18 protein-coding genes and 1 rRNA gene are annotated in these 26015 nt (G+C 69.3%); 9 read left to right on the plus strand and 10 right to left on the minus strand.

Going from position 1 to position 26015, the window contains the following annotated elements; genetic code table 11:
* Positions 1-56: 56 nt before the first annotated feature.
* Positions 57-413 (minus strand): hypothetical protein, encoded by a 357-nt coding sequence (locus tag AB0M54_RS12885; protein WP_364470806.1) that lies wholly within the window; start codon positions 411-413, stop codon positions 57-59.
* The gene (locus AB0M54_RS12890) at positions 413-7372 is read right to left on the minus strand and encodes an RHS repeat-associated core domain-containing protein (RefSeq protein WP_364470808.1); all 6960 of its coding nucleotides are present in this window, start codon (positions 7370-7372) and stop codon (positions 413-415) included. The genes AB0M54_RS12885 and AB0M54_RS12890 overlap by 1 nt, the downstream gene beginning before the upstream one ends.
* Positions 7373-7543: 171 nt before the next feature.
* On the opposite strand from AB0M54_RS12890, the gene AB0M54_RS12895 reads away from it, so the two are divergent.
* Positions 7544-11956: an FG-GAP-like repeat-containing protein gene (locus AB0M54_RS12895; RefSeq protein ID WP_364470810.1), complete on the plus strand. Its 4413-nt coding sequence runs from the start codon at positions 7544-7546 to the stop codon at positions 11954-11956.
* Here AB0M54_RS12895 and AB0M54_RS12900 read toward each other — a convergent pair.
* The gene (locus tag AB0M54_RS12900) at positions 11949-12590 is read right to left on the minus strand and encodes a LuxR C-terminal-related transcriptional regulator (RefSeq protein WP_364470812.1); all 642 of its coding nucleotides are present in this window, start codon (positions 12588-12590) and stop codon (positions 11949-11951) included. The genes AB0M54_RS12895 and AB0M54_RS12900 overlap by 8 nt on opposite strands.
* A 77-nt stretch (positions 12591-12667) precedes the next feature.
* On the opposite strand from AB0M54_RS12900, the gene AB0M54_RS12905 reads away from it, so the two are divergent.
* Positions 12668-13279, plus strand: coding sequence for a MarR family transcriptional regulator (locus AB0M54_RS12905; RefSeq protein ID WP_364470814.1), 612 nt, complete (start codon positions 12668-12670; stop codon positions 13277-13279).
* Between the two features lie 83 nt (positions 13280-13362).
* Here the strand turns inward: AB0M54_RS12905 and AB0M54_RS12910 are convergent, their stop codons facing one another.
* On the minus strand, positions 13363-13758 hold the full coding sequence (locus tag AB0M54_RS12910) for a PPOX class F420-dependent oxidoreductase (RefSeq protein WP_364334668.1): 396 nt from the start codon (positions 13756-13758) through the stop codon (positions 13363-13365).
* Between the two features lie 11 nt (positions 13759-13769).
* On the minus strand, positions 13770-14462 hold the full coding sequence (locus AB0M54_RS12915; RefSeq protein WP_364334666.1) for a TetR/AcrR family transcriptional regulator: 693 nt from the start codon (positions 14460-14462) through the stop codon (positions 13770-13772).
* Between the two features lie 82 nt (positions 14463-14544).
* Between AB0M54_RS12915 and AB0M54_RS12920 the strand changes: the two genes are divergently transcribed.
* The 6 genes from AB0M54_RS12920 to AB0M54_RS12945 all read left to right on the plus strand — a co-directional run bounded on the left by AB0M54_RS12920 (position 14545) and on the right by AB0M54_RS12945 (position 20655).
* Positions 14545-15273, plus strand: coding sequence for an SDR family oxidoreductase (locus AB0M54_RS12920; RefSeq protein ID WP_364470816.1), 729 nt, complete (start codon positions 14545-14547; stop codon positions 15271-15273).
* A 40-nt stretch (positions 15274-15313) separates the two neighbouring features.
* Positions 15314-15547 carry a hypothetical protein gene (locus tag AB0M54_RS12925; RefSeq protein ID WP_364470818.1) on the plus strand — a complete coding sequence of 78 codons (234 nt, stop codon included), beginning with the start codon at positions 15314-15316 and terminating at the stop codon, positions 15545-15547.
* Complete coding sequence (locus AB0M54_RS12930; RefSeq protein ID WP_364334657.1) at positions 15534-17984, plus strand: transglycosylase domain-containing protein; 2451 nt, start codon at positions 15534-15536, stop codon at positions 17982-17984. The genes AB0M54_RS12925 and AB0M54_RS12930 overlap by 14 nt, the downstream gene beginning before the upstream one ends.
* Positions 17985-18087: 103 nt before the next feature.
* Positions 18088-18531: a MerR family transcriptional regulator gene (locus AB0M54_RS12935; protein ID WP_364334654.1), complete on the plus strand. Its 444-nt coding sequence runs from the start codon at positions 18088-18090 to the stop codon at positions 18529-18531.
* 98 nt (positions 18532-18629) lie between these two features.
* Positions 18630-19832 carry a serine hydrolase domain-containing protein gene (locus AB0M54_RS12940; protein ID WP_364470820.1) on the plus strand — a complete coding sequence of 401 codons (1203 nt, stop codon included), beginning with the start codon at positions 18630-18632 and terminating at the stop codon, positions 19830-19832.
* A gap of 76 nt (positions 19833-19908) precedes the next feature.
* Entirely contained in the window at positions 19909-20655 is a 747-nt protein-coding gene (locus AB0M54_RS12945) for a zf-HC2 domain-containing protein (RefSeq protein ID WP_364334648.1), read from the plus strand.
* Positions 20656-20664: 9 nt separating this feature from the next.
* Here the strand turns inward: AB0M54_RS12945 and AB0M54_RS12950 are convergent, their stop codons facing one another.
* The 4 genes from AB0M54_RS12950 to AB0M54_RS12965 all read right to left on the minus strand — a co-directional run bounded on the left by AB0M54_RS12950 (position 20665) and on the right by AB0M54_RS12965 (position 23851).
* Complete coding sequence (locus tag AB0M54_RS12950) at positions 20665-20904, minus strand: hypothetical protein (RefSeq protein WP_364334645.1); 240 nt, start codon at positions 20902-20904, stop codon at positions 20665-20667.
* Positions 20905-20972: 68 nt separating this feature from the next.
* Positions 20973-21428: a large conductance mechanosensitive channel protein MscL gene (gene mscL, locus AB0M54_RS12955; RefSeq protein WP_364334642.1), complete on the minus strand. Its 456-nt coding sequence runs from the start codon at positions 21426-21428 to the stop codon at positions 20973-20975.
* Between the two features lie 66 nt (positions 21429-21494).
* A complete protein-coding gene (locus tag AB0M54_RS12960) occupies positions 21495-22649 on the minus strand; it encodes a glycosyltransferase (protein ID WP_364334639.1) in 1155 nt (384 codons plus the stop codon).
* A gap of 65 nt (positions 22650-22714) precedes the next feature.
* On the minus strand, positions 22715-23851 hold the full coding sequence (locus AB0M54_RS12965) for a glycosyltransferase family 1 protein (RefSeq protein WP_364470822.1): 1137 nt from the start codon (positions 23849-23851) through the stop codon (positions 22715-22717).
* Positions 23852-23995: 144 nt separating this feature from the next.
* Between AB0M54_RS12965 and AB0M54_RS12970 the strand changes: the two genes are divergently transcribed.
* Complete coding sequence (locus tag AB0M54_RS12970) at positions 23996-25786, plus strand: LamG-like jellyroll fold domain-containing protein (protein ID WP_364470824.1); 1791 nt, start codon at positions 23996-23998, stop codon at positions 25784-25786.
* A 142-nt stretch (positions 25787-25928) separates the two neighbouring features.
* On the opposite strand, the gene rrf is transcribed toward AB0M54_RS12970, so the two are convergent.
* Positions 25929-26015, minus strand: a 5S ribosomal RNA gene (rrf, locus tag AB0M54_RS12975); the annotation flags it as partial.

Consider the following 26015-nt stretch of genomic DNA (forward strand, 5'->3'; position numbering starts at 1 on the left):
GAACCCTCCGGAGGCACCTCGTTCGGCGGACGGAATAGGCGGCCTACCGCGTATCTCTATGCCATTAGCAACCTGTCTTGCACGACAATCTCATCCCCAATTAGCACGTCCATTTCACCCGTCAGGTCCGCAGCTTCAAGCATCACGCGCACGCGGATATCGCGACCCTCGGCGCTGACCGAAAGGTGCGTTGCCGACTCTCTCAGTAGATCAAGCCGTAGCGCATCGCCAGATGAAATCTGAATCCGAAAGGAACGACCTAACACGTCGTAGGAAAGTAGGACCTTATCGCCAACGGCTGAGGTCAAGCTAAGGCTACGAACCGTCGGCTCACCCTCGACCATTTCAGGAGAAACGCCCAGCGTGTCGACCAGTTCCGCATCCGACGGAACCACAAATTGCCTATACTCCATTACCCGCCCCCACGAGGAATAACCGTCGTCAACCGAAGTCCGTCGCCAGTCACCTGCCAGGTAGTCTCAAGGTGCAGGAAACCACCCGGCCCAGCAAATAACGAGTCACGAATCTGGAATTCGCCATGGTCGTTCGTGAACGTGCGCATAACGTTTGAGTCAGATCCCACTACCTCATCAAAGTGCGATTGAAGAAGGCCGCGGCCCTCGGCGTTGTTGTATACGCCAACCTTAGCAAATTGCGCTTGATTCTGGGCCGACCGGGCCGCGTTGTGCGAGTTGGAGGCGACCTTGCCGAACATGTAGTCGAACTTACCGGGGTCAACGGTTGCGCCACCGCAGTTGTGAACAAGCACGGGCGTGTTGCCGGCGAGCACATAGTACGTGTGGAGGTCGTCGACGGTGAGGTTGTACGCAGTGCCGGGATGGGCCGTTCGTACCATGAGGCCCTCTACCGTGCCGAAGCCGGCGCGAGTGACGACTCGGTCGCCGCGGTCCAAGGCGTCGGCCCGCTCCCAGAGCCGGTCGGTGGCGTTCCAGAAGGGATGATTGATCGTGGTGGTTACGCTGCCTACGCTGAGCTTCAGGTCGAGCAACTCATCACCGTGCGCCCAGGACGCGGTGACCGTGCGACCGCCTTGCGCACCCGTTTCGGGGTCGGCGGCGTAGACCACTTCGCCCGGATCGATCTCATCGATCGGCTCGGTGGTGCCGTCGGCCATCAGAACTTCGGTGTCGCCGCTGAAGCTGCACGCTTTGCGCAGCGCGCTCGCTATGCCGCCGCCCTTGCCGGCCGCGCTGGCGCCCTTGCCCGCCAGATTCAGCAGGCTGGCCCCACCGATCATGCCTGATGCGCTGATCAAGCTACCGGTGCTCGCCGCGGTGACCTCGCCGGCGGCGTAGTCGTAGATGACGGCCGCGCAGATGTACGGCACGATGATGCAGGCGGGAAGCGCCACCGCCGCCATGATGCCGGCGCCGACGAACAGGACCTCCTTGACGTTCTTGTTCAGGTAGGGGTTCGTGTTCTCGCACTGCTCGGTCGTTCGCCCGGATTCGCTGCTGCACAGGAATTCCCAATTGTGGGTGCTGCGCATCGCGAATTCTTCGAGCGAGCCCAGGGTGATCGCCTTCGTCATCAGGCCACCACGGGCGTTGATGCCGTCCATCGTCTCCTTGCGGAGGCTGACCCGTTCGTTGCGGACGTCGTTCGCGGTCTGCCGCTCGTGCCGGGCGGTGTTGTTGCCGCGCCGCTGGGAAGGATGGCCGGTAGGAGGACTGGAGGGCGTACGGGTCGGCGTGCCGCCCGAGCCGGCGTACTGCTCGTCGGTGATCGGGACCATGCCGCTGGGGTCGGCGTAGGTGATCGGATTGTTGGTGGCGTACGAGTAGCCCTGCCACTGCTGAGGATTTTCTTTGTCCTGCAGCGGATCCAGGGAGATGAAGGTGCCGGTGACCGGGTCGTAGTCGCGGGCGCCCATCCGGGTCAGGCCGGTCGTGGCGTTGGCCGGTTTGTTGAGGAAGCCCCGGTTGTCGGGGTAGGTGCCGGCCGCGCCGCGGGCCTCGCCGTACGGGCTGTACTGGCGCCACTTCGGGTTCAGGACCTGGTTGTCGAAGTACAGGGTCGGGCTGCCATGGCCGTCGGTCAGCGCGAAGGTGTAGTTCGTGCCGGAGCCCGTACGGATGGCCAGCGCGCCACCGGGGACCGCCAGATAGCGCGTCCCGGTCACCGTGCCGGTCGTCTTGTCCAGTACGTGCTGCTGGCCGGGCAGGTAGAGCGTCGTGTTCGTCGGGTCCTTCTGGAGCAGGAGCTGGCCGTCGCCGGTGTAGATGCTGGTCGTGTCGCCGGCCGGGCCGCTGACCTTGGTGAGCTGGCCGGACTCGTTCCAGGTGAGGGTTTGCGGACCGTTGCCGGCGTTGCGGGTGGTCATGTTGCCGGACTTGTCGTACGCGAACGAGGTGCCCGGGTCCGGCGCGGTGCTGGTCGTGCTGGTCAGCGTGTGTGGCTGATTGGCACTGTTCCCGTCGTAGGCATAGCTCGTGGTGCTGTCCGAGCCGCCGGTCAGATTGTGCTGGGTCTGTCCGGTGCGGTTGCCGAGGGCGTCGAAGCTCCAGCTCGTCCAGTAGGCGCTGCCGCCGCCGATGGTGTTGTCGACCATGCCGTGCTGGGCGGCGGTGGGCCGGGTCGCGCAGTCGTCGGTCGCGGTCCACGCCTGGGTCAGCCGCACCAGCTCGTCGTAGTCGAAGCACTGCGTCTCGCCGACCCCGCCGGCCGCCGTCCGGATGGTCCGCTGCTTCTCCAGGTTGCCGGCCTTGTCGTACTCGTAGCGCTGCTCCTCGGCCGTCACCTTGGTCGTCGTGCCAAAGGTGACCTGCTGCTCGGTCAGGCGTCCGGTATGTGGGTCGTACACCTTGGAGAACCGGCCGGATTGCGGATCTTTGCCGATCAGGACCGAGGAGACGCGGCGGTACGCGTCGTAGGCGACGCCACCGCTGTACTGGTAGGTGCCGCCGTAGACGGTCGGCATGTCCAGCGAGTCGTAGAAGTGGGTCAGGTTCTCCGCGGGCAGGCCGCCCTTGCTGGGCCAGGATTCCCGGAAGAGCAGGGATCGGTTGGTCGTGTACGAGCGGGAGAACTCGTAGGTGCCACGGAGCGAGCCCTCCGCCTCCGGGATGGTGATGCGCTCACCGGTCGAGGCGCCGTTCACGGCGTACCCGAGGACTTGGGTCTTGTAGGCGTTGCCGTCCCAGTACGCGGTGCTGGAGGTGAGCCGGCCCTTGGCGTTCGGCACGGTCAAGGCGGCGTCGGAGTTGTCGTACACCCAGGACGCGGTGCGGTTCGCATCGGACTGGGCGTCAGTCGCCGCGGCGTGGGTGGCCGTCTTCCGGTTGAGCGCGTCGTACGTGCTGGAGATGGTCCGGCCACGGGCGTCGGTGCTCTCCAGCAGGTTGCTGTTCTTGTCGTACCGGATGCCGGTGGTGCTGCCGCTGTCCGGGTCGGTCTTCTTGCTGACCTGTCCGAGCAGGTTGAACTCGGTGGTCCAGGTGTTGTCCTCGGCGTCGGTCACGGTGGCCTGATTGCCGCGGGTGTCGTACCCGTACCGGCTGGTCGTGGTGGTTCCGCCGGAGACCGTGAACCGGCCCAGGAAGGTGTCGGCGGGCACGGTCAGGGTTGGCCGGGCGGTGTACTGAACCAGGGCGGCGGTGCGATCCACCGGGTCGGTGATCGTGGTGGTGGCGGTGGCGCCGTCGGGCGGGATGACCGTGACGCGATCGCCGTCGTAGACGGTGGTGACCTTCGAGACCGGGATGAGCTGTGCGGCTTTGGTGACCACGACCGCGCGACCCAGTCCGTCGTACGTGTTCATGGTCTGGTCGTAGGACTCGGTGCCCAGCGTGTCGGACGAGACGATGGCGCCGCCGCTGGGAGTGTTGTCCTTGTCATGCCACGCGTTGTACGTCGCCCGGACCCAGCCGCGGCTGTCGTAGAAGGTGTCGGTGACCAGCCGGCCGCTCGCCGGCGTCGACGTCTGGGTCTGCCGTGGACGCAGCTGTCCGTCGTAGAGGACGACCGAAACGTCCCGGTACGCGTTGAGGTCGTTGAGTTTTCTGGTCGTCGTCGAGCTGACGCCGGTCCTGGACACGACGTAGTCGTACGTCTCGTGGGCGGGCAGGTTGGTCGGCCGCGACCCGAACCACACCGCGGTCGTGCGGCCGAGCGCGTCGTACGTCTGTGTGGTGATCTCGTTGTTGACCCCGACGCTGGTCAGCGTGACGCCCCGGGACGGTTCGATGGTCGTGCGTACGACGTGGCCGAGCGCGTTGGTGACGCTGCCGCCGATGGTCAGGCCCGCCGAGTTGGCGGTGTAACGGGTGACGGTGTGGTAACCCTCGCCGTCGTACGAGTCGACGGGGCGGCCGATGCCGTCGAAGGTCGACCGTCCACCGGTCTGCCACACATATGCGCCGTCGACGTAGTCCTTGGCCTGCTGTGTCATCGTCGTCAGGCCGCGGGTCGGAGCGGTCCTCTGCGGAAAGGTCGTGCCCCAGTCGGTGTCGTCGTAGAACGTCCGGGTGGCGCTGACCGTCTGGGCCGGCCGGGACACCTCAGCCGGGGCCCGCAGCGTGTTGAGTGTGCCCGGCACGGTCGGCGGGGTGCCCCTGGTGAACCCGGCGCACGCCTTGGCCAGCGTCTCCGTCTGACTGACCAGGCCCACCAGGTTCTTGTCCCGGTTGACCGGCGCGTAACCGGTGAGCGTGCACTGGTCGTAGGCCGGGTCGGCGGGCACGGTGTGGCTGTAGGAGGCCTCCAGCAGCCCGAAGTACGGTGACGACACGTCGTCGTTGTAGGAGTTGTCGACCTGGGTGTACCGCCAGGTGGGCGATCCGGTGCCGGCGATCGCCTGCCGGCTGTAGGTGAGCGCGGTCGCGACCTTGTTGGCGGTCAGCGCGGCCAGCCCGGTGCGGGAACGGGTGGCGGTCGCGCCCGACACCCAGTACGCGTTGACGGTGGAGCTCTCGACCGCCCCGTTCTCGCCGCGGTAGGTGGTGTCCTCCAGGACGGATCCGGCGAGCTCGTTCCGGTCGTCGTGGGCGCCGCCCGCGGAATCCGTGACGGTGGCGGCGGCGCCGCCGTTGTCCCGCGACATGCCGCGGTAGTAGGTCGTCTCACCCATCGTCCGGCGGTCCACGGCGCCGTCACCGGTGAGGGTCCGGACCTTGGCGTAGCCGCGGAACTGCCCGTAGGTGCGGTGTTTCGCCTTGATCAGCTCATTGTCGTCGTAGTGCCATGCGGCGCCGTCGAGATAGGCGTAGTCGGTGACGGTGGCCGGCGCCCGGCCGGTCGGGTCGTCCTGCGTCACACGCCCCACGGCGTACTTGTTGAACCAGTCGAGGATCGGTTCGCTACGCCCGGCCGGCGTCCACCGCACCGGGAAGCAGGACCTGGTGTTCGACGCCGGTGCGGGCTTGGTGGCGCCGCAGGGCTCCGGCAACAGGTACTCGGGACCAATCGTCGACCCCGTCTCGGTGGTGACCTTGAAGATGCGGTGCCGGTAGAAGGAGGGGTAGCCGCTCAGCGTGTCGACCCGGTTGGGCAGTTTGATGCTGGCGAACGTGATCGGCGGAAGCTGGGTCGAGGTGCCCTGCTCGGGCGGCGCGTACCCGGTTCGGGTGATCGACTTCAGCCATAGGGTCGGCGAGGTGCCGTCCTGCGTCGACGGGAACGACTGGTCGAACACGTAGGCGTCGACCGGTGCGGCCTTCTGACTCGTCGCGTTCCACTGGCTGGCGGTGATCGACGCGAGCCGTTTGGTCGAGAAGAACGAGGGCGCGAAGGCGTCGCAGTCGGTCTTGTCGGGGCAGACGAGGTCGAAGGGCACGTCCGGGTACTTAGCCTTGGTGCTCTCGCTGAGCGCCCCGCACGCGCTCTCGCAGCGGTTCTCGACCGCGAACTCCACCTTGTCCGGCGCCGTGGCATAGACGTTGCCGCCGGTGAAGCCGTACTCGATGCGGGTCAGGAAGCTGTCTCGCACGTAGTCGTCGTCGGTTGCGCCCAGGTTCCGTCCGTACCGGTTGACCTCCTGCGTGTAGTAATAGGTCATGGCGTTGCCATGCACGTCCTGGACGTAGTCGAGACTCCACCGGCGGGCCATGTCACAGAACGAGTCCGCGAAACCGGACGACTGGTAGCACGGGCCGGACGCGTGCGGCGAGTACACCGGAACCAGATCGACCGAGTTCGTGACCGGCCGGTCGGCGTTCCAGCCGGGCAACCGGTTCCGGCCGAACTGGTAGACCATGCCGTCCCGGGTGATGACCTGCCAGTAGCGCTTGTCGTTGGCGCGGGAGCCGTTGTCGAAGGTCGCTGGGCCGCGGGTGATGAGCTCGCCGCTGTCGGACTCGGGCCGCCACTCGTCGGTGTCCTTGTCGTACACCAGCCGGCTCGTGCTTCCGTTCAGCGACAGCGTCAGCACCGGCCCGGCGTAACAGAGGTCGTCGGTCGCCTTCGGCGAGTCCCGGCCTTCGGGCTTGTCCCGGCAGGAGGCGAAGGTCTGCTCGATGTACGACTGCGGCGTCGCCCAGCCGTCGCCGATCCAGGAGCTCTGCGCCTGGGTGGACGCCGTCTGCCCGTCGGTGGCGCCGGAGTCGTAGGCGACCGCGAGTTTCGGCGCCACCGGCGACGGGCCGGGCGGGAGGTTGACCGGGACCTGGTAGGTGAAGGTGCCGGAGCTGCCGCCGCCGGACCACGAGCCGGACGGCTTGAGGTCGCTCGCCGCGTAGGTGCCACCCGCGCCGCCGTCCGAGCCCGGATCGGTCGTGGCCGCGAGAACGGTCGGGCCGGTCAGGGCGACCTCCGCCGACACCGACCGGGACCGGCTGTCGTTGGTGGATCCGAGCGCGGTCGGCACCCGGCAGGCGGCCGTCTCGGGCGTCGTTGTCGCGCAGGCCGGCAACGTCACGAGGCGGAGGCGGGAGCCGAAATTGCCGCCGTAGGCCTCGGCGAAGCCGGTGTAGTCCAGCCCGACGCGGGTCTTGCCCTTCTCGGTCGGCGTGACCACCATCATCGTGCCGCGCACGCCGGCCCGCTCGGCCGACGCGTGGTCGATGACCCGGACCTTCGCCGACCCACGTCCGCCCTCCAGCCAGACCGGCGAGGAGGCGACCTTCGCGCGGCCGCCGGCGGCGAGGGTGACCGTCGCTTCGGCCGCGCTGGGCCAGATGGTGGCCTTGGCCTGATAGCTCGACCGCGCGGCATCAGGCGGTTGCTGGAAACGGGCCGGCACCGGCCGGACGTTGCGGACCGAGGGCGTCCGCGCCGCCTCCAGCCGGGTCGGGCCGGGGCCGGGCGCGGCGTACGCGGGAGCATTCATCGCCAGCGACAGCGCGCAGACCGCGGCAGAACCCGCCGCGAGAGAGCGCCGGGAGACGGCCCGCAACCTGCTTCGTCGACTGTCCACAGTGCTGTGCACCCCGATCGCCCTGGAGCCGGTCCGCGCCGGATCCAGCGCGAAGCAGCGTCACTTGACCACGCCCAGATATCGGTCTGCAACCACGCGCTCACGAAAGGTGAGTTACGGCACTCCCATTGACAGCCCACTATGGATGCGGGACGCCCTAGGGTCGTCCACATGACGGGGACCCTCGGACGCGGTCGGCTGGCCGCGTTTCTCGCATCCATGCTCGTCACCGCCTCAGCCTTTGTGGCGACGGCCGGGCGGGCGGTGGCGGCTCCACCTCCGGGCGCTCCTCCGGCCACCGCGGCTCCACACTCGCTGAGCGCGGACGAGGCCAGCGAGCGGGCGACGTCGACCGGCAAGGCCGTCGAGGCGACCCAGGCGGCCAACAGCACCGACACGCTGATCGCCAACCCGGATGGGACCATGACGCTGTCCCGGTCGGCCACGCCCACCCGGGCCCGGGTCGACGGCGAGTGGCAGGATCTCGATCCCACGCTGGTCCAGAACCCGGACGGTAGCTGGTCGCCGAGGGTCAGCAGCACGCCGCTCGTGCTGTCGAACGGCGGTCCGGGCGCGATGGCGACAATGTCGGGCACCGGGCTGTCCGCGGGGATCGTGCCGCCGGAGCCGCTGCGAGCGCCGACGGTCGTGGGCGACACCGCCACGTACGCCCAGGTGCTCCCGGGCGTCGACCTGAAGGTCACCGCCAAGCCGCACGGCGGGTTCGCCGAGGTCTTCGTCGTGGCCGACGCCGGTGCCGCCGCCAATGACGAGCTCACCGAGCTCGTCATGCCGACCGAACTGTCCGGCGTCACCCTCACCACGGACGACGCGGGCAACGTCACCGGCACCGACCGGACCGGCTCGACCGTGCTCACCGCGCCGACCCCGAAGATGTGGGACTCGACCATGCCGGCCACGAAGGTTCGCGGTCCGGCCACGACGAAGTCGTCGTTCCGCGGGCCCGGCGCGGGCGCGCGTACCGCTCTGGTCGGCACTCGCGTCCGCAACGGAAAGATCGAGCTGACCCCGGACCGGAAGCTGCTGGACGGGGCCGCCACCCGCTACCCGGTCTACATCGACCCGGCCTTCACCTGGTCGGTCAGTGGCGGCAAGTACAACGGCTGGTCCACCGTCCCGGAGCAGTTTCCGCGCACCAAATACTGGAAGGCCACCCCGGACCCGCTCGGCCGGATGCAGGTCGGCAATCCGAGCGGCCGGATCAAGTCGCGCACGTTCATCAACTTCCCGCTGTCCACGACCAACCTGGCCGGCGCCACGATCCACACCGCGACTATGAAGATCACCCAGACCAGAGCCTGGTCGTGTACGCCGAGCCGGGTCAACCTGTACGCGCCGAGCGTCACGCTGAGCTCGGGCAACGCCACCTGGGACTTCTGGGCCGGACAGAACCTGGGCCCGGTCATCGACAACAAAACGGTGGCACACGGTTACTCGGGTTGCCCGGCCGGCGGGGTCGCGTTCGACATCAGGAGCGCCGTCGAGGCCGACCTCGCCGCGAAGCGTGGCACCCAGACGTTCGCCCTGGTCGCCGCGGATGAGAACTCCGACAACGGCTGGAAGGAGTTCCTCGAGACCAGCCCGACTTTCGAGGTCACGTACAACCACGAGCCGAATACTCCGACCGGTATGAGCACCTCGCCGGCCACCACCTGCACCGCCGCCACGCCGACCCTGATCGGCCTCGGGGACGTGAGCCTGTTCTCACCGGTCTCCGACCGGGACGGTGGCACCCTCGGCGTCACCTTCCACCTGTGGCGGACAGACACACCGGGCAAGCTGATCGCTTCCTCCGACCCGGCCCGCACGACGATGCCCTCCGGCGGGACCGGGGTCCTGCCGATCGGCTTCGCCGCCCTCGAGGACGCCGCCGACGAAAAGATCACGCAGTTCTCCTGGCGGGTCCGCGCGACCGACTTCTACGCGACCGGGGGATGGTCGGCCATCTGCAGCTTCCGGTTCGACCCGACCCGCACGGGGACTCCCGAGGTGCAGCGGCCGGCCAACGGCACCACCAGGATCGGCCAGTCGGTCGGGATCCAGATCGCCCGTCCACCGAGCGGCACCGTGCCGACCAACTATGCGTACCAGATCAACGGCGGAGCCCACGGCACCGTCCCGGCCTCGGCGACCGACGGATCCGCGTCGATCACCGTGACGCCGACCCGCTCCCTCAACACGCTCACGGTCACCGGCCTGTCCCCGGCGGGGAACGTGGGTCAGACCACCACAGTGATGTTCAACTCCGACGCGGCCGAGCCGGCGCTGGAGGGCGATCTGGACGGCGACGACATCACCGACGTGCTGACCCCGGGCGGCCGGAACAATCTCGCCTCCGGCCTGTGGTTCGCGCAGGGCAAGGACGCCACCGGCGCACTGGGCCCGGCAGCAGTGAACGTGGGCGCCCGGGGCAGCGGGGCCTCCGAGAACCACCTCCCCTCGGAGTTCGACGGTGCACAGACCCTGGCCGGCCGGTTCAGCGGCACCGGTGTCCAGGACGTCCTCACCTACTATCCGTCCGGCGTGAACGCGGGCTCCGCCATCGTCCTGCGTGGCACCGGCGACGGATCGCCCCTCCAATCCCAGCTGTCCGAAAACGTGGTGAGCCTGCCGGTCGACACGTTCCGCGACCGCAACCAGTTGACGCCGCTGCAGATCGCCAACGCCGGTTACGCGGCCGGCAACACGATGCCGGACCTGGTCGGCATCACGGGCAGCGCCGAGACCGGCTACTACCTCAGCCACCTGGACCAGAACGGGACGCTCGGCGACTACTGGTCCAATCCTCTTCCTGAGCAGCTCACCCCGACCGGTGGCGTCGACTGGGACACGTGGACCATTGCCGGCACACCGAACAAACAGGGCAAGGCGACCGTCTTCCTATGGCAGAAGACCACGGGGCTGCTGTACGCCTGGCGCGCGCTGATGTACGACGACGACCTGACCGCGCTGACCTACACCCAGCAACGGCTCGCCACCTCGTGGAACGCCGGGCAGAACCTCACCCTCGAGGCCGCGGACGTCAACAACGACGACCTCGACGACCTGTGGACGGTCGGAGCCAACGCGATCGCCACCGCCTACCTGGCCGGTGACACCGGCGTCGCCGCGGCAGCCGGCCAGAAAGTGCTGACGGCCAACCACGCCTGGCTGCTCAAGGACGGCGCGAGTGGCACCGTGACGGGGAGCAACGCCGCCAAGGACAGCGTCGGAACCATGCCGCTGACCGGCGCCGGGGGCGCCCGGTGGGACAGCGGCGATCTCTTTGACCGGGTGGTGTCCTTCGACGGCACGAACTCCATGCTGACGAGCACCGGCCCGGCGGTCCGCACCGATGCCGACTTCACGGTCAGCCTCTGGGTCAAACCCGATCGCGCCGGCGGCACCATCCTCGCCCAGGACGGCTCGCTGACTCCTGGGTTCAAGCTGTGGATCAACTCGACGAACCAGAGCTGGGAATTCTCGATGGCCACCACCAATGCCGCGAACCCGGCGTGGGTCTACGCCTCAGCTCGCCCGCGCAGCGTCACGACCGACGTCTGGACACACCTCAGCGCGAGCTATCAACGGTCCACCGGGGTCATCGACCTGCATGTCAATCGGGTCGATGTGGCCAGCGCCGTGAACCCATCACCATGGAACGCCTCCGGCGTCCTCCGCGTCGGTGCCGAAGGAGCGACGAACGGTGCCGTGCGGGGCTACTTCCAGGGTCAGATCGCCGAGGTGTTCACCTACAACTCGATGGTCATCTACGACAAGGGGAACACTCGGATCCGCGACTACAACGGCGACCACCGCACCGATGTGATCGCCGCCTACCAGGATGGCTCCCTGCTTCTCTACCGCGGCAACGGCGCCGGCAACTTCCGCCCCGGATACGCCATCGTCGACAGCAGGTGGAACGAATACGACGCGATGCTGTCCCCTGGCGACTTCGACAACGACGGCAACAACGACCTCATGGGCCGTAAGCCGGACGGAAGCCTCTGGCTCCTGCGGGGCAACGGCGCCGGCGGCTGGCTCACCCCCAAGGGTGGCGACCGCATCGGCAGCGGCGGGTGGAACACCTTCAACGTCATCCTCTCGTCGGGCGACTTCGACGGCGACGGCAACAACGACGTCATCGTCCGCCGGCCCGACGGCTTCCTCTGGATCTACCGGGGCGACGGCCGCGGCGGATGGCGCAACGGCGATGGCGGCACCCGCATCGAGGACGGCGGCGGCTGGGGTTCGTACCGCCGGCTCTTCTCCCCCGGCGACTTCGACGGTGACGGAAAGGCCGACCTCATGGGCGCCGAGAGCGACGGGATCCTCAAGCTCTTCCGCGGCAACGGCGCCGGCGGCTGGCTCAATCGCACCAGCCCCAAGGAGTACGGCGGCGGCTGGGCCGCGCCCACCGCCATCTTCTCGCCGGGTGACTTCACCGGTGACGGCTACTCGGACGTCATCACCCGCGACGCCGACGGTTTCCTCTGGCTCTATCGCGGCAACGGCGCCGGTGCGTTCCGCGGTGCCCGGGAGAACATCGGCAAGGGCTGGAACACCATGTCCAAGATCACCTGATGGCGGCGCGGCTGGTGCGGCGGCCGGTCGCCGGTCGCTGCGTGACGACGCCGGCTCGCATGGCGAAGGCGACGGCGTGGGTGCGGTTGCGGAGGTTGAGGCGGGTGACGACCTCCTGCTCGATCTTGCGGATGGTGCGGACCGACAGGTCGAGCCGGCGGCCGACGTCGGCCGCGGTGAGCCCGTCCGCGTACAGGCTCAGCACCTCGGCCTCGCGCTCGCTCATGGCGCCGACGCGCTGGGTGCGGCGGAACTCGTCGTGCAGGGCCTCCAGCACCGAGGCCGGCAGCACCGGCCGCAGCGAGCGGGACAGGCCGACGACGTCGCTGACCCGCTCGGGCGCGGCCGAGGCCCGTTGCAGCAGGCCGATCAGCCCGAGGTCGGCCGCCGTCGACAGCTGCGGCTCGGTGATCTCGTACGCGATGATGACGCAACTGATCCCGCCGGCCCGCGACCGGTAGGCGTCGCGCATCACCTCGAGCAGCGCGTCGTCGACCGTGTCGGCCAGCAGGATCAGCACGTCGCAGCTCGCCACGTCGGTGACGGTCAGCCCTGGGCGCCGCGCGAGGATCGCGGCGAGTCCGGAGCCGGCGACGGGGTCGGCCGCTTTGATGCAGACGGGCGTGTGCTCCACGTCCTAACGACGTCTCGGACCGGCGTGGGTTCAAGCCATTTACTTTTGACTGCCAACTATCGAGTACGCTCGCGCCGGTGAGCAGCGAGTCCACCGGGGACGTGCCGGGACCACCGCCGGCCAGTCAGCTGCTGATCGGGCTCGCCCGCCTCGGTCAGGCCGTGCGCATGGAGGCCTGGCGCAACGCCGGCCCCCACAACCTGTCGCCGCTGCAGGCCGACATTGTCAGCCTGCTCGCCGGCAGCCGCGCCCCGCTGCGCCAGGGTGAGATCGTCGAGGCGCTGGCCTCCACCGCGCCGACCGTCTCGGATGCCGTGAAGGTGTTGCGCCGCAAGGAATTGCTGGACGCGTCCCGTGATCCCGGCGACGCCCGCGCGCTCCGGGTCACCCTGAGCGAGTCGGGCCGGGCCGAGGCCGGCCGCCTGTCGGTGGTGTCAGAGAGCCTGGGCGGCGCTGTCGCCGCGCTGACGCCGGACGACTTCGCGGCGATGATGCGCGGCACCGTGACGCTGATGCGCGAACTGCAGGAGCGGCGCGCCATCCCGGTCTCGCGGATGTGCCTGACCTGCCGGTTCTTCGCGCCGAAGGCCCACCCGGTGAAGACCGGCCGCGCGCACCACTGCAACTTCGTCGACGCGCCGTTCGGTGACGCCGAGCTCCGGGTGAGTTGCCCGGACCACGAGCTGTAGCGCACACCACAACCCTCTTGCGCGGCCCGGTCAGGCCCTCAGCAGCCTGGTCACGGCGCCGAAGTCCGTCGGCGGGAAAAGCGCTATCGGGGACTGTGCACGCGGTCGGGCTTGATGGTGAGCACGACGCGCTGCTGGTCGCCGGCGCCCCAGCCGGGGTAGGGCCGCCCGAGGTACTTCTGGGACAGCTTGTCGATGTGCTCGCGGGCGTGGTCGGTCGTGGCGGCGACCACGCTGCCACGTACCGCCCAGGACCGTGACGGCGAGGCCGGGTCGCTGATGCCGATGGCCACCCGCGGGTCTCGCTCGATGTTCCGGTTCTTCTGGTGGGTGTCGACGGTGTTGATGATGATGTGGTCGCCGTCGGTGTCGACCCAGGTCTGGCTGATCTGCGGCGAACCGTCGGGCATGACGGTGGTGAGGAAGCAGATCGCCTTCGCGTGGAGCACGTCGAGCAGTTCGGGGGGCAGGTCGGGCATGGTGCCCGAGCCTACGTCCGGCTGAGGCGTTCCAACCACCGATCAAGCAGCGCCGTTTCGACCGGTTCCAGCTCGGCCGTGCCGGACACCGCGAGCTGGGAACGCAGCTGGAGCGCGGCCCGCCCCACCGGGTCGGCGCCGTCGGCGCGGGCGGCCGGCGCGGTCAGCACCGCGGCGAAGATCGCGTCCCGGGTGCGGTCGGACAGGGCCGGGTCGTCGAACAGTTCGGGCTGGGCGATGCAGCTGAGCACCAGCCCGACGTTGGCCGGGAGGATCAGCTGGGCGGCCGCGTTCGGCGTGGTCCGCAGGGCGCCCACCGCCGCCACCCGCAGCAGCGTGGCCTCCAGCAGGTCGAGGATCTTGCGCCGGGCCTGGGTGTGCGAGCGCGGCCGCGGCGCGAACATCAGCTGGTAGAGGGCCGGGTTGTCGCGACCGAAGGCGATGTGGTCGTCCCAGCCGGCGACCATGTCGGCGACCGGGTCGCCGGTCTGCTTCTGGGCGGCCTTGTGCTCGGCGTACCGGCGCAGCCCGTCGTCGGCGAGCGCGTCGAGCAACCCGTTCTTGTCACCGAAGAGCCGGTAGAGCACCGGCTGGGTCACGCCGACGGCCTCGCACACGGCCCGGGTGGCGATGTCGCCGTCGGTCGACGCCACCAGCTGCCGCTCGGCGGCGGCGATCATCGCGGCGGCTAGGTCAGTGGTCACGAAATCAATGATACGGCACCCAACTAGCGTCGCTACGTAGCTGTGCTATGTTTGAGTCATAACACCGATAAGGGAGATCGACATGGAACGGGTAGCAGTCGTCACGGGTGCGTCACGCGGCATCGGCCGGGCCGTCGCGCTCACTCTGGCCGCCGAGGGCAACGCCGTCGTCGTGGGTTACGCGGGCAACGCCGGAATGGCCGACGAGGTCGTCAAGGAGATCACCGCGGCCGGCGGCCAGGCGGTCGCGGCGCAGGCCGACGTGGCCGACGAGACCCAGGTGGCCGCGATGTTCGACCTGACTCAGGAGCGGTTCGGCGGCGTCGACGTGGTGGTCAACTCGGCCGGCGTCATGACGCTCGCCCCGGTCGCCGACACCGACCTCGACGCGCTCGACGCGATGTGGCGTACCAATGTCCGCGGCACCTTCGTGGTCGGTCGCGAGGCCGCGCGCCGGGTGCGCGACGGTGGCTCGATCATCGCGATGTCCACCTCGATCGTCGGTCTCCAACTGCCGGCCTATGCGGGGTACGCCGCCAGCAAGGCGGCCGTCGAGGCGACGACCCTGATCTTCGCCCGGGAGATGCGCGGACGGAATATCACGGTGAACACCGTGGCGCCCGGCCCGACCGACACGAGCTTCTTCACCGACGGCAAGGACCCCGAGGCGATCGCCCGCGCGGCCAAGCAGCCGCCGCTCGAGCGGCTGGGCACGCCCGAGGACGCGGCCGCCATGGTGGCGTTCCTGACCAGCCCGCGGGGCCATTGGGTCAACGGCCAGACCATCCGCTCGAACGGAGGAATCATCTAAGCGTCGCAAGCAACAGAAAGTGGCCGACCGAATTCGATGCGTGATCGTACTTTCCCCCGGCGACCGTCCGTTCCGTACTCACGTCAATCCGATCCGTGACGGCAGCGAGGTTGTTTCGGCGGTGGCCGACCGCATCAGGCATGACTTCTATCACCGAATCGGCATCGAAGACCTCCTGGCGGGCAATTCGGCACTGCAAGGCGTTGCGATACACGGGTATTCTCCGGCGCGTCCGCCCTTTGCTCGATTCAGAGGTACCGATGCGCCGGTCTGATCGACCCTTCGTGAAGAACGCGGGACTGCTCGTGCTCGTCGGGCTGCTCTCGGGATTCGTCGTGGCGGCGGCCGCCTTCCCGGCGATCGCCCTGCCCGGCCTGGCCGCCAAGGCCGGTGGCGACACGTTCGCCTCGCTGCCCGGCGAGTTGAAGAAGGCGAGCACGCCCCAGGCCAGTTCCGTGGTGGCGGCGGACGGTAGGACCGAGCTTGCGGTGTTCTGGGACGAATTCCGCAAGGACGTCCCGCTGAAGGACATCTCGCCGAACATGCTGAACGCGATCGTCGCGGCCGAGGACCACAAGTTCTATGAGCACCGCGGCGTCGACGTCAAGGGCATCGCCCGGGCGTTCGTGAACAACAACAGCGGCGCCAACGACGGCCAGCAGGGCGCATCCACGCTGACCATGCAGTACGTCCGGATGACGCTGTCCTATTCGGCCTCCTCCCCGCAGGAGGTCGTCGACGCCACCAAGGACACCAACCAGCGCAAGCTGGCCGAGATGAAGTACGCCATGCAGGTCGAGAAGGAGATGAGCAAGAAGGAGATCCTGCTCGGCTACCTCAACCAGGCGCCGTTCGGCAACGGGGCGTACGGGATCGCGGCCGCCTCCCAGGTCTACTTCCAGAAGCGCCCCAAGGACCTCACGGTCGCCGAGTCGGCGCTGCTGGCCGGCATGGTCAAGGCGCCCACCGGCTTCAACCCGGCCACCACCGACGGCTACCCGCGCGCGCTGAACCGCCGCAACTGGGTCATCGGCAACATGAAGGACCTGACGTACATCACCCCCAAGCAGGCCGAGGACGCGGTCAAGGTCAAGCTCAAGCACACGGTGACGCGCAGCCGCAACGGCTGCGCCGAGGTGAAGATCAACAGCTGGGGCTTCTTCTGCGACTACTTCTATCGCTGGTGGCTGAGCCGGCCCGAGTTCGGCAAGACGGAGTACGAGCGTGAGCGCGCCCTGAAGGCCGGCGGCTACCGCGTGCAGGCGTCGCTGGACGTTAAGGCGCAGGAGTCGGCCCGCAAGAACATCGCAGCCAAGGCCGGCATCAACGACAAGGACGCGCTGCTGCTGGCCGGCGTCGAGCCGAACAGTGGGCGGGTCCGGACGCTGGCCACCAACCGCCGGTACAAACTGGACGATCTGGCCGATCCGCAGAACAAGATGTCGTCCGACCCGAAGAAGGCCGACAAGGGCATCCGCGCCACCTACCCGAACACCACCAACCCGCTGATCACCGGCGGCGGGGACATCCGCGGGTACCAGGCGGGCTCGGTCTTCAAGATGTTCACCATGGTGGCGGCGCTGGAGAACGGGCTGCCGCTGGCGTACCCGATCAACACCGTCCCCCGCTACGTGTCACCGCTCTACCGCGACCCCGGCGGCAACTGCGGCGGCCGGTACTGCCCGGCCAACGCCTCGCTGAACACAAAGGGCCCGTACAACATGTGGACCGGCTTCGGCAGCTCGGTCAACACCTACTTCGTGCCGCTCCAGGAGCGCATCGGCGCCGAGAAGGTGGTGAAGGTCGCCGAGAAGTTCGGCGTGCGGTTCCGGGAGCCCAGCGACGCCGAGCGGGCCAAGACCGACGCCCACATGTGGGGCTCGTTCACCCTCGGCGTCTCCGCGTCCACGCCGCTGGACATGGCCAACGCGTACGCCACCCTGGCCGCCGACGGCATGTACTGCGAGCCGACCCCGGTGCAGCAGGTCACCTCGATGGGCGGCAAGAAGCTCGACGTCGGCAAGCCGCACTGCCAGAAGGCCACCGAGCCCGACGTGGCCCGCGCCGCCCTCGACGCGGCCCGCTGCCCGCTCGGCGACCAGGCCCAGACGGGTTCCTGCGGCGGGCACACCACGGCCGGCGACACGAGGGCCATTGTCGGTCACTCGATCTTCGGCAAGACCGGCACCACCGACCAGGGCCGCACCGCCTCGCTGATCGCCGGCACGACCTCGATGGTGGTGGCCGGTTACCTGGTCAACCCCGACTACCAGAACCACCCGTACAAGATGGACCACGGCGTCGTGAACCCGGCGGTGGTGAACACCCTGCGCGACATCATGAAGGGCAAACCCAACAAACAGTTCAAGAAGCCCAAGGGTACGAAGCTCACGATCGGCGAGCAGCGGTCGATCCCGGACGTCAAGTGCGTGAGTCTCGCCGAGGCGAAGAGCCGCGTCCAGGGCGCCGGCTTCGTCGCCTCCGAGGGCCCCGAGGTCCCGTCGGCGTGTCCCAAGGGCCAGGCCGCGGGCACCGACCCGGGCGGGCGCACGGTCAAGGGCGGTTACGTCGCCATCCAGGTCAGCTCGGGTGTCCCGCCGGCCGGCACGACACCGCCGATCACGCCGGGAACCCCCGGGAACCCGGGTAACCCACCGGGCTTCCCCGGGTTCCCCGATCTCCCGGGCTTCCCCAACCGGCCCGGCGGCTGAGCGAAACCGGCCGGCCCGGCGGCTGAGCGAAACCGGCCGGCCCGGCGGCTGAGCGGGGCGGAAGCTTGACCTCAAGCGCTTGAGGTCTGCTTCGCTGGGAGGCATGGCCACGCTGACGATTCAGGACGCGTCGCGGCACACCGGCATGAGCGAGCCGACGCTGCGCTACTACGAGGAGGTCGGGCTGATCGGCCCGATCACCCGGGACGACCGCAGCGGCCACCGCCGCTACGGCGACGACGACATGCAGGCGCTCGAGGTGCTGGCCTGCCTGCGCGCGGTCGGCGTCGGCATCGAGGAGATGCGGACCTACCTGGCCAACCGGACGCGCGGGCGGTCGGCCTATCTCGAACAGCGCGACCTGCTGCTCCGGCACGCCGAGCGGATCGAGGCGGAGATCGCCGCCCAGCAGGCCCGGCTCGGCTACCTGCGGATCAAGGCGAGCCTGTGGGACGCCCGGCACCGTGGCGACACCGAGGCCGCGGCCGAGGCGTCCAGCCGCGTCGCGGAAGCCGTCGACCGCATGGGGGTACGCCAGCGGGTCTAGGCCGTGTTTGAAACACGGCCTAGGTAGTGCTAGCTGTACCCCCGGCCGGGCAGGTAGCGGGATGGGTTCGAGGGTCGCCGATCAATAGCGTTCTCGGCATGAGGACATCGACGAAGATTGCCGCCGTGATCGCCGCCGCCACCGCGGTGACCGCGGTCTCCGTGCCCGTCGCTTCGCCGGCCGGCGCGACCCCGACCCGCGACGCACGCGCCGTTCTGCAGCGGGACGCGGACGCGATGCTCAGGTACGGCGCCCCGGGCGTCCTGGCCGAGGTGGACACCCCGCACGGCGACATCCGCGTCCGCAGCGGGTACGGCAACGTCGAGGCGGGCACACCGGTGCCGTGGGACGCGAAGTTTCGGATCGCCAGCTTCACCAAGACATTCGTCGCCACGACCACGCTCCAGCTGGTCGGCGAGCGGAAGCTGGCCCTGGACGACACGGTCGACAAGTGGTTGCCGGGCGTGGTTCGCGGCAACGGCAACGACGGCCGGCGGATCACCGTACGCCAGCTTCTGCAGCACACCAGCGGCCTGCCCGACTACCTCGGCGGAATCCCGGAGCTGTTCACCGAGGAGGGCTTCCAGCGGCTGCGCTACCAGACCCTGACGCCCCAGCGGGCGGTCGCGCTCGCGGTGAGCCAGCCGTCGGAGTTCCAGCCCGGCACCGACTGGAACTACTCGAACACCAACTACGTGCTGGCCGGCCTGATCATCGAGAAGGTGACCGGACAGCCCTGGCAGCACGAGGTCCAGCAGCGCATCATCAAGCCGCTGCACCTGACCCACACCTACACCCCGGTCACCCGGCGCACGATCCCCGCCCCGCACGCGACCGGCTACGAGCGCTTCCCCGGTGAGGGCGCCACCCCCGACGACCCGAAGTACGGCGAGCCGGTCGACGCCACCGAGCTGAACCCGTCCTACGGCGGCGCGGCCGGCGAGATGATCAGCACCACCGACGACACCAACCGGTTCCTCCGCGCCCTGCTCGGCGGCCGCCTGCTGCGCCCGGCCCAGCTCGCCGAGATGAAGCGCACCGTCCCGGCGACCGCCTTCCAGCCGCACTGGCCGGGCGTCCGCTACGGCCTGGGCCTGATGTACACGCCGAACGACTGCGGCGGCGCCTGGTCCCACGGCGGCGACATCATGGGCTTCATGACCCGCAACGGCGTCACCGCCGACGGCTCCCGCAGCGTCGTCATCTCGATCAACACCGACTCGCTGAAGCCGGACCCGGGCGTCCAGCTGCCGGCCACCGACATCACCATCCCGCTGATCAACCACGCTCTCTGCGGCTGACCGACGAAGGCATCTGGTTCCCGCTCACCTCAAGGTGGGCGGGAACCATTGCGCCCGATGGGGCGACCATAGGGGTATGGCGTGTGAACGGTGGCGCGAAATGCTCTCCGCACAGTTGGACGGCGAGGACGACCCGGCCGACCGGCCGCTGGTCGACGAACACCTGGCCGGCTGTGCCGGGTGCCGCGGGTGGCTGGACCAGGCCGCCCAGGTCAACCGGCTGGTACGCACCGGTCTGGCCGCCCCGATGCCCGACCTGAGCGCCGCGATCCTGGCGGCGGTGCCCGAGCGTAAGCCGTCGCTGCTCGCCCGCGCCCACCTCTTCGTCGCGCTGGCCGTGGTCGGCGCGGTTCAGCTGATCCTCGGCCTGTCCCAGGTCGGCGGGGTGGCGGGCAGTCACACCGAACACGCCGGCCTGGACGCCACGCCGGGGCACCTCTGGCACGAGTCGGCCGCCTGGAACGTCGCGGTCGGCGCCGCGTTCCTCTTCATCGCGTTGCGCCGCTCGCGCCCGAGCGGTCTGGTGCCGATGCTCACGGCCTTCGTCGGCATGCTCCTGCTGTTGTCGGTGAACGACCTCTCGGCCGGTCGGGTCGACGCCGAGCGCCTGGTCAGCCACGGTTTCGTGCTGGTCGGCTATCTGCTCGTGGTGGCCCTGAGCCGCACCTCGGCAACGCCCGCCGCCCCGCCCGGCTCACGCGCCACGGACGGCTGGCGGGCCCACTTCGAGGAGGCGTCCTTCGACGAGGAGAAGCCGAAGCTCCGGCTCGTCCCTCGCACCGGCCCGATGACCGCGCGCCACCACGACCGCCAAGCGGCCTGAAAGCCGGCCTCAGAACGCGGACGAGGGCCGGACGGACAGCTCACGCCAGTCGTCGTCCGGCCCCGCCAGAAGTGCACGCACCGTGTCGATCGCGGCGTCCTCGCTGTCGAACTCGAAGAAGTGCGAGACGCCGTCACCGCCGCCGGTGCGCTGTTCCACGTACCACTGTTCGCCGTTGACGCGAAGGTAGACATCCTTCCGCCCGAGGCGACCCCACTTGCCGTTCCACCAGTGCTTTCGCTGCTCCATCGGGCCACTGTATCGAACACGTGTTCGAACAGCGCAAGGCCGGGTGGATCTTTTTCCGCCCGACCGGGCTACTGGTGCCGCGGCGGTTCCTGGTCGCGCCGGGAGTGCTCGTTGACGTCACTCACCGCACCGGGCCCGGCACGATTGGCCACCAGCGCGTCGCGGATCTGGGTGAGCAGCACGATGTCCTCGCTGGGCGCGGCCGGCGGCGGCTCCTCGCCCCGGGCGCGGCGCTCGGCCAGCTTGTTCAGCGGGAAGACGACGAGGAAGTAGAGCGCCGCGGCGGTCAGCACGAAGGTGATGAGCGCGTTGAGGAAGCTCGCGTAGTCGAACACCACGCCGTCGCGCACCTTCCAGGCGCCGGCGCCGACGCCCGTACCCCCGCCGATCAGCTGGATCAGCGGCTTCAGGAAGCCGTTGGTGAATGCGGTGACCACCGCGGTGAAGGCCGCGCCGATGACGATGCCGACCGCGAGATCGACGACGTTTCCGCGCATGATGAAGTCTTTGAAGCCTTTGAGCATGTGCCCACTCCTGATGAGAGCCGAGGGATTCCCAGCAGCAGGTGCCCACCGCCGGTCAGCGACAAACTACGCCGAACGCCGAGGTTGTGGCAGAGCCGACATCGGGGCCAAGTCGTGTGCCACGAGGAATCCGTCCACCGCGCCCCGCCAGGGGAAAGTCTCCGCCCGCAGGCGTGCCGCCCGCCGCCGGTCGGCCTCCGGGCGCTCGAGCAGCTCACGGGCCGCCGCGGCGAACTCCGCCCCGGTTCCGCCCGCCGCCAGGCCGGCGTCCCCGATCACCTCGGGCAGCGCGCTCGCCGCGCTCACCACCACCGGCGTCCCGCTCGCCAGCGCCTCCAGCGCGGCCAGCCCGAACGTCTCCACCGGGCCGGGCGCCAGCACCACGTCGGCGGTCGCCAACAGCGTGGCCAGCTCGTCCCGGTCCCGCAGATAGCCGGTGAACCGAGCCGGCAGCCCTCGCGCCGCGGCCTCCTCCTGCAACGATTGCCGCAGCGGCCCGTTACCGGCCACGACCAGCACCGCCGGCACCCCCTCGGCCCTCAGCGCGGCCAGCGCGGCCAGTGAGCGCCGCGGCTTCTTCTCGGCCGACAACCGCCCGCAGTGCACCAGCAGGACGTCTCCGTCGGCGGCCCACTTCCGGCGCGCCTCGCCGTCCCGCCGGTCGGGTCCAAACCCTTCGAGATCCACTCCGAGGGGTACGCGGAGCAGGTTCTCGACGCCGATCCGCCGGAACTCGGCAGCCGCCCAGCCGGTCGTGCACACCACGATGTCGTGCGCGGCGGCCGTGCGGGCGTTCAGCAGGTCGGCCGCCCGTTTCCCGAACCGCTGCCACGGCCCGAACATCCGCACCAACCCGTCCAGGCTCTCGTGCGAGACCATCATCGACCGGATCTCCCGGCGCCGGGCCCACGAGCCGATCCAGCGCAGCGTGGTCCGGTCGGACACCTCGAGCCGGTCCGGCGCCAGCCAGGACAGCACCTTGCCGACCCGCCGCCGGTCGACCAGCGCCCGGTAGCCGCCCAGCCCCGGCACCCGCGGCCCGGCCAGCGTGATCACCCGGCCCTGCTCGGTCTCCCGCTCGCCGTCCCGTTCACCGGGCACCACCAGGACCGCCTCGTGGCCGGCCCGCTGATAGCCGGCGCCCAGTTCCCGGAGCGCCGTACGCAACCCGCCCGACGTCTCGGTGACGAAGTTCGCCACCCGGACGATCCGTACTCCCATGCCCCACCCTCCACCGAATACGACAACGGCCCGCACCATGAGGGTGCGAGCCGCCAGAACGAAATCTAGGCCGCCGCGGCCAGGACGGGCGCCGCCGCCGTCCCCATCACCGCGCGGTAGTGCCCGATCAGTTCGTCACCGACCGCCGACCAGCTCCGTCCTTCGATCGCCGCCCGACCGGCCGCACCGTACGCGGCCCGTCGACCCGGATCGCCGGCCAGCACCGTCACCGCGTCGGTGAAGCCCTGCTCGACGAAGGGCGGCGCCAGCAGCCCGGTCACCCCGTGGCGCACCAGGTCGAGCGGTCCGCCCGCGGCCGGCGCGACCACCGGCACCCCGCTGGCCATTGCCTCCTGGATCGCCTGCCCGAACGTCTCGTACGGTCCGGTATGGACGAAGATGTCCAGCGAGGCGTACAGGTCGGCCAGCTCGTCGCCGTGCTTGAGGCCGAGGAAGGTCGCTTCCGGGAGCGCCTTGTGCAGATCGCCGGCGGCGGGTCCGTCGCCGACCACGACGAGGCGTACGCCCGGCAAGCGGCTCACCCCGGCCAGCAGCTCGACCTGCTTCTCCATGGCGAGCCGCCCGATGAAGCCGACGATCAGCTCACCGTGGGGCGCCAGCCGGCGACGCAGGCCCTCGGTGCGGCGCTCCGGGTGGAAGCGCACGCTGTCGACGCCCCGCCGCCACAGGTGGACGCGCTCCACGCCGTGGGCGGTCAGCGCGGCGGCCGACTCGGTCGAGGGCACCAGGTTCCGGCCGGCCTTGTTGTGCACCTTGCGGATCCAGCTCCACGCGGCCCGCTCGGTCATACCGTGGTGGTAGAGCCGGGAGTACGCGGCGATGTCGGTCTGATAGACGGCCACCGTCGGCAGTCCCAGCGACCGGGCCGCGGTGGCGCCCCAGGCGCCGAGCACGAAGGGACTGGCCAGGTGGACCACGTCGGTGCGGTGGGCGCGCATGGCCGCGGTCATCGTCGGTGTCGGCAGACCGAGACGGATCTCCGGGTAGCCAGGCATCGGCACCGAGGAGATCCGGTACACCGGGTACGGGAGGTCGAACGGAACCCGACGGTCGGTGGGCTGCGGCGCGATGACGATCGGCTGGTGGCCGCGACGCAGCAGATGTTCGGCGGTCCGGACGACCGAGTTGGCGACGCCGTTCACCAGCGGTAGGAAAGACTCCGTGACCAAGGCGACTCGCATAGTGCAGAGGATGATCGGAGGCATTGACCACACGACTCGTGAGTTGATGACATCAAGCCGAACGCTGGGCAACATGATCGGTTTTCGCCGGTTGTTTGCCCACAGGCCGTCAAGCGGTGGTGGACGACCGAGAGAGTGATGCGCGTGGATCGACGAAATCTTCTCCGGACGGCTGCGGCTGCTCCGGTCGTACCCCTGCTTCTCGGATCTGCCTCGACACCGGCTCAGGCGCAAGCCGCGCCGGCGGGCAAGAGCCCCGACCGCTTCGCGATCGCCGTGCTGCCGGACACGCAGTATCTGTTCGACGCGGACAGCGCCGACCCGGCGCCGTTGCGCGAGACGTTCCGCTACCTGGTCCAGGAACGCGCGGCCGTGTTCCTGACCCACCTGGGCGACGTCACCGAGCACGGCACCGCGGCCGAGATCGCGCTGGCGTCCAAGACGTTCGAGCAGATCGACGGAAAATTGCCGTACAGCGTGCTGGCCGGCAATCACGACATCAACGGCGGCACCACCGACGAACGCGGCGACAGCCCGTACCTGCAGGCGTTCGGACCGCACCGGTTCGCCGGCCGGCCCACCTTCCTCGGCGCTTCACCCGGCGGCTACAACAGCGCCCACCTGTTCACCGGTGGCGGGCGCCAGTGGATGGTCCTCGCGCTCGACTGGCAGATCTCGGACGCCGGGCTGGCCTGGGCCCGCGCCATGATCGCGGCACATCCCCGCACGCCCGTCATCGTCACCACCCACGACCTGGCCTTCCCCGACTACGCCGGCCAAGCCGCGCTGTCCGTTCGTGGTCAGCGCCTGTGGGACGGCCTGATCGCCGGCCACGACCAGATCTTCCTCACCCTGAACGGGCACCACTGGCCGCCCGCCCGCACCGTCCTGCCGAATGCCGCTGGGCACGACGTCCACGTCCACATCACCAACTACCAGGACCGCTACTACGGCGGCGCGGCGATGATCCGGCTCTACACGTTCGATCTCGCCCGCAACGTGATCGACGTCGAGACGTTCTCCCCGTGGTTCCTGTCCCGCAAGTCGTCCTCTCCGCTGCAGGCCGAGGTCAGCCAGCTGACCGGCCCCCACGACCGATTCAGCCTGGCCGTCGACTTCCGCTCGCGGTTCGCCGGCTTCGACCCGCCGGCCCTGCCCGCCCCACGCCCGGCCAGCACGGTGATCAGCCGGCCGACGGTCGCCTACTGGCGGTTCGACACGGCCGGCCAGTCGGTCGGCGACGGCGCCGCGGTGCGCGACCAGACCGGCAAGGGCAACGATCTTTCGGTACGCCGGCTCGCCAACAGCGGTCCGGAGATCCTGGAGCTCACCACCGACCACCACGAGAACGCACCGGCCCACTCGAGCCTGCGCTTCGACGGCGGCAAGAACCCCGACCGCGGCGCCATCCTGCAGACCGGCGCCAACGCCCCGCTGAACAGCATGAAGTTCCTCGACGGCTACACCATCGAGACGTTCCTGAAGCTGCCCGACCCGTTCACCGGCGACCACGCGTTCATGGGCATCTGGAGCTTCGAGGGCCGCAACGGCGACGCCGGAAAGACCAACGGCTGGTCGCGCCTCGAGTGCACGTGCAGCCTGAACTTGTCGTCGGAACGCTTCCTGCAGTACGTCGTCTACCCCGGGACAACGGACGCGTCACCGACCTCGTGGAGCCACGCCCTCCCGATGGGCAAGTGGATCCACGTGGCCGTCGTCAACGACAGCCGTCACTCGATCGTGTACGTCGACGGCGCCCCGATCGTCCGCAATCCCGGCCAGCTCGCCTGCGGCATCGCCACGCTGGGCCGGCCCTTCACGATCGGCGCCACATCCTTCGACCTCAAGTACGGCCAGGGCTTCTACGGCTGGCTCGGCGACACCCGCATCACCGCCAAGGCGCTCAGCCCGAAACAGTTCCTGACGTCGCTCTGAACGTGGCCCAGAAACGCGAATAGCCCACCCGCGCGGTTCTTACCCGCGGGTGGGCCAAGCAATTTTCAGGGGGCAGTAACGAGTTAACCCCGGAAACAAGTCGAGGCCCCGCCAGTAATGGCGGGGCCTCGACAAACGTTTAGTCCGGCGGCGTCCTACTCTCCCACACCCTCCCGAGTGCAGTACCATCGGCGCTGGCAGGCTTAGCTTCCGGGTTCGGAATGAGACC

The organism is Actinoplanes sp. NPDC051470 (genome assembly GCF_040682035.1).
Classification (GTDB): Bacteria; Actinomycetota; Actinomycetes; order Mycobacteriales; family Micromonosporaceae; genus Actinoplanes.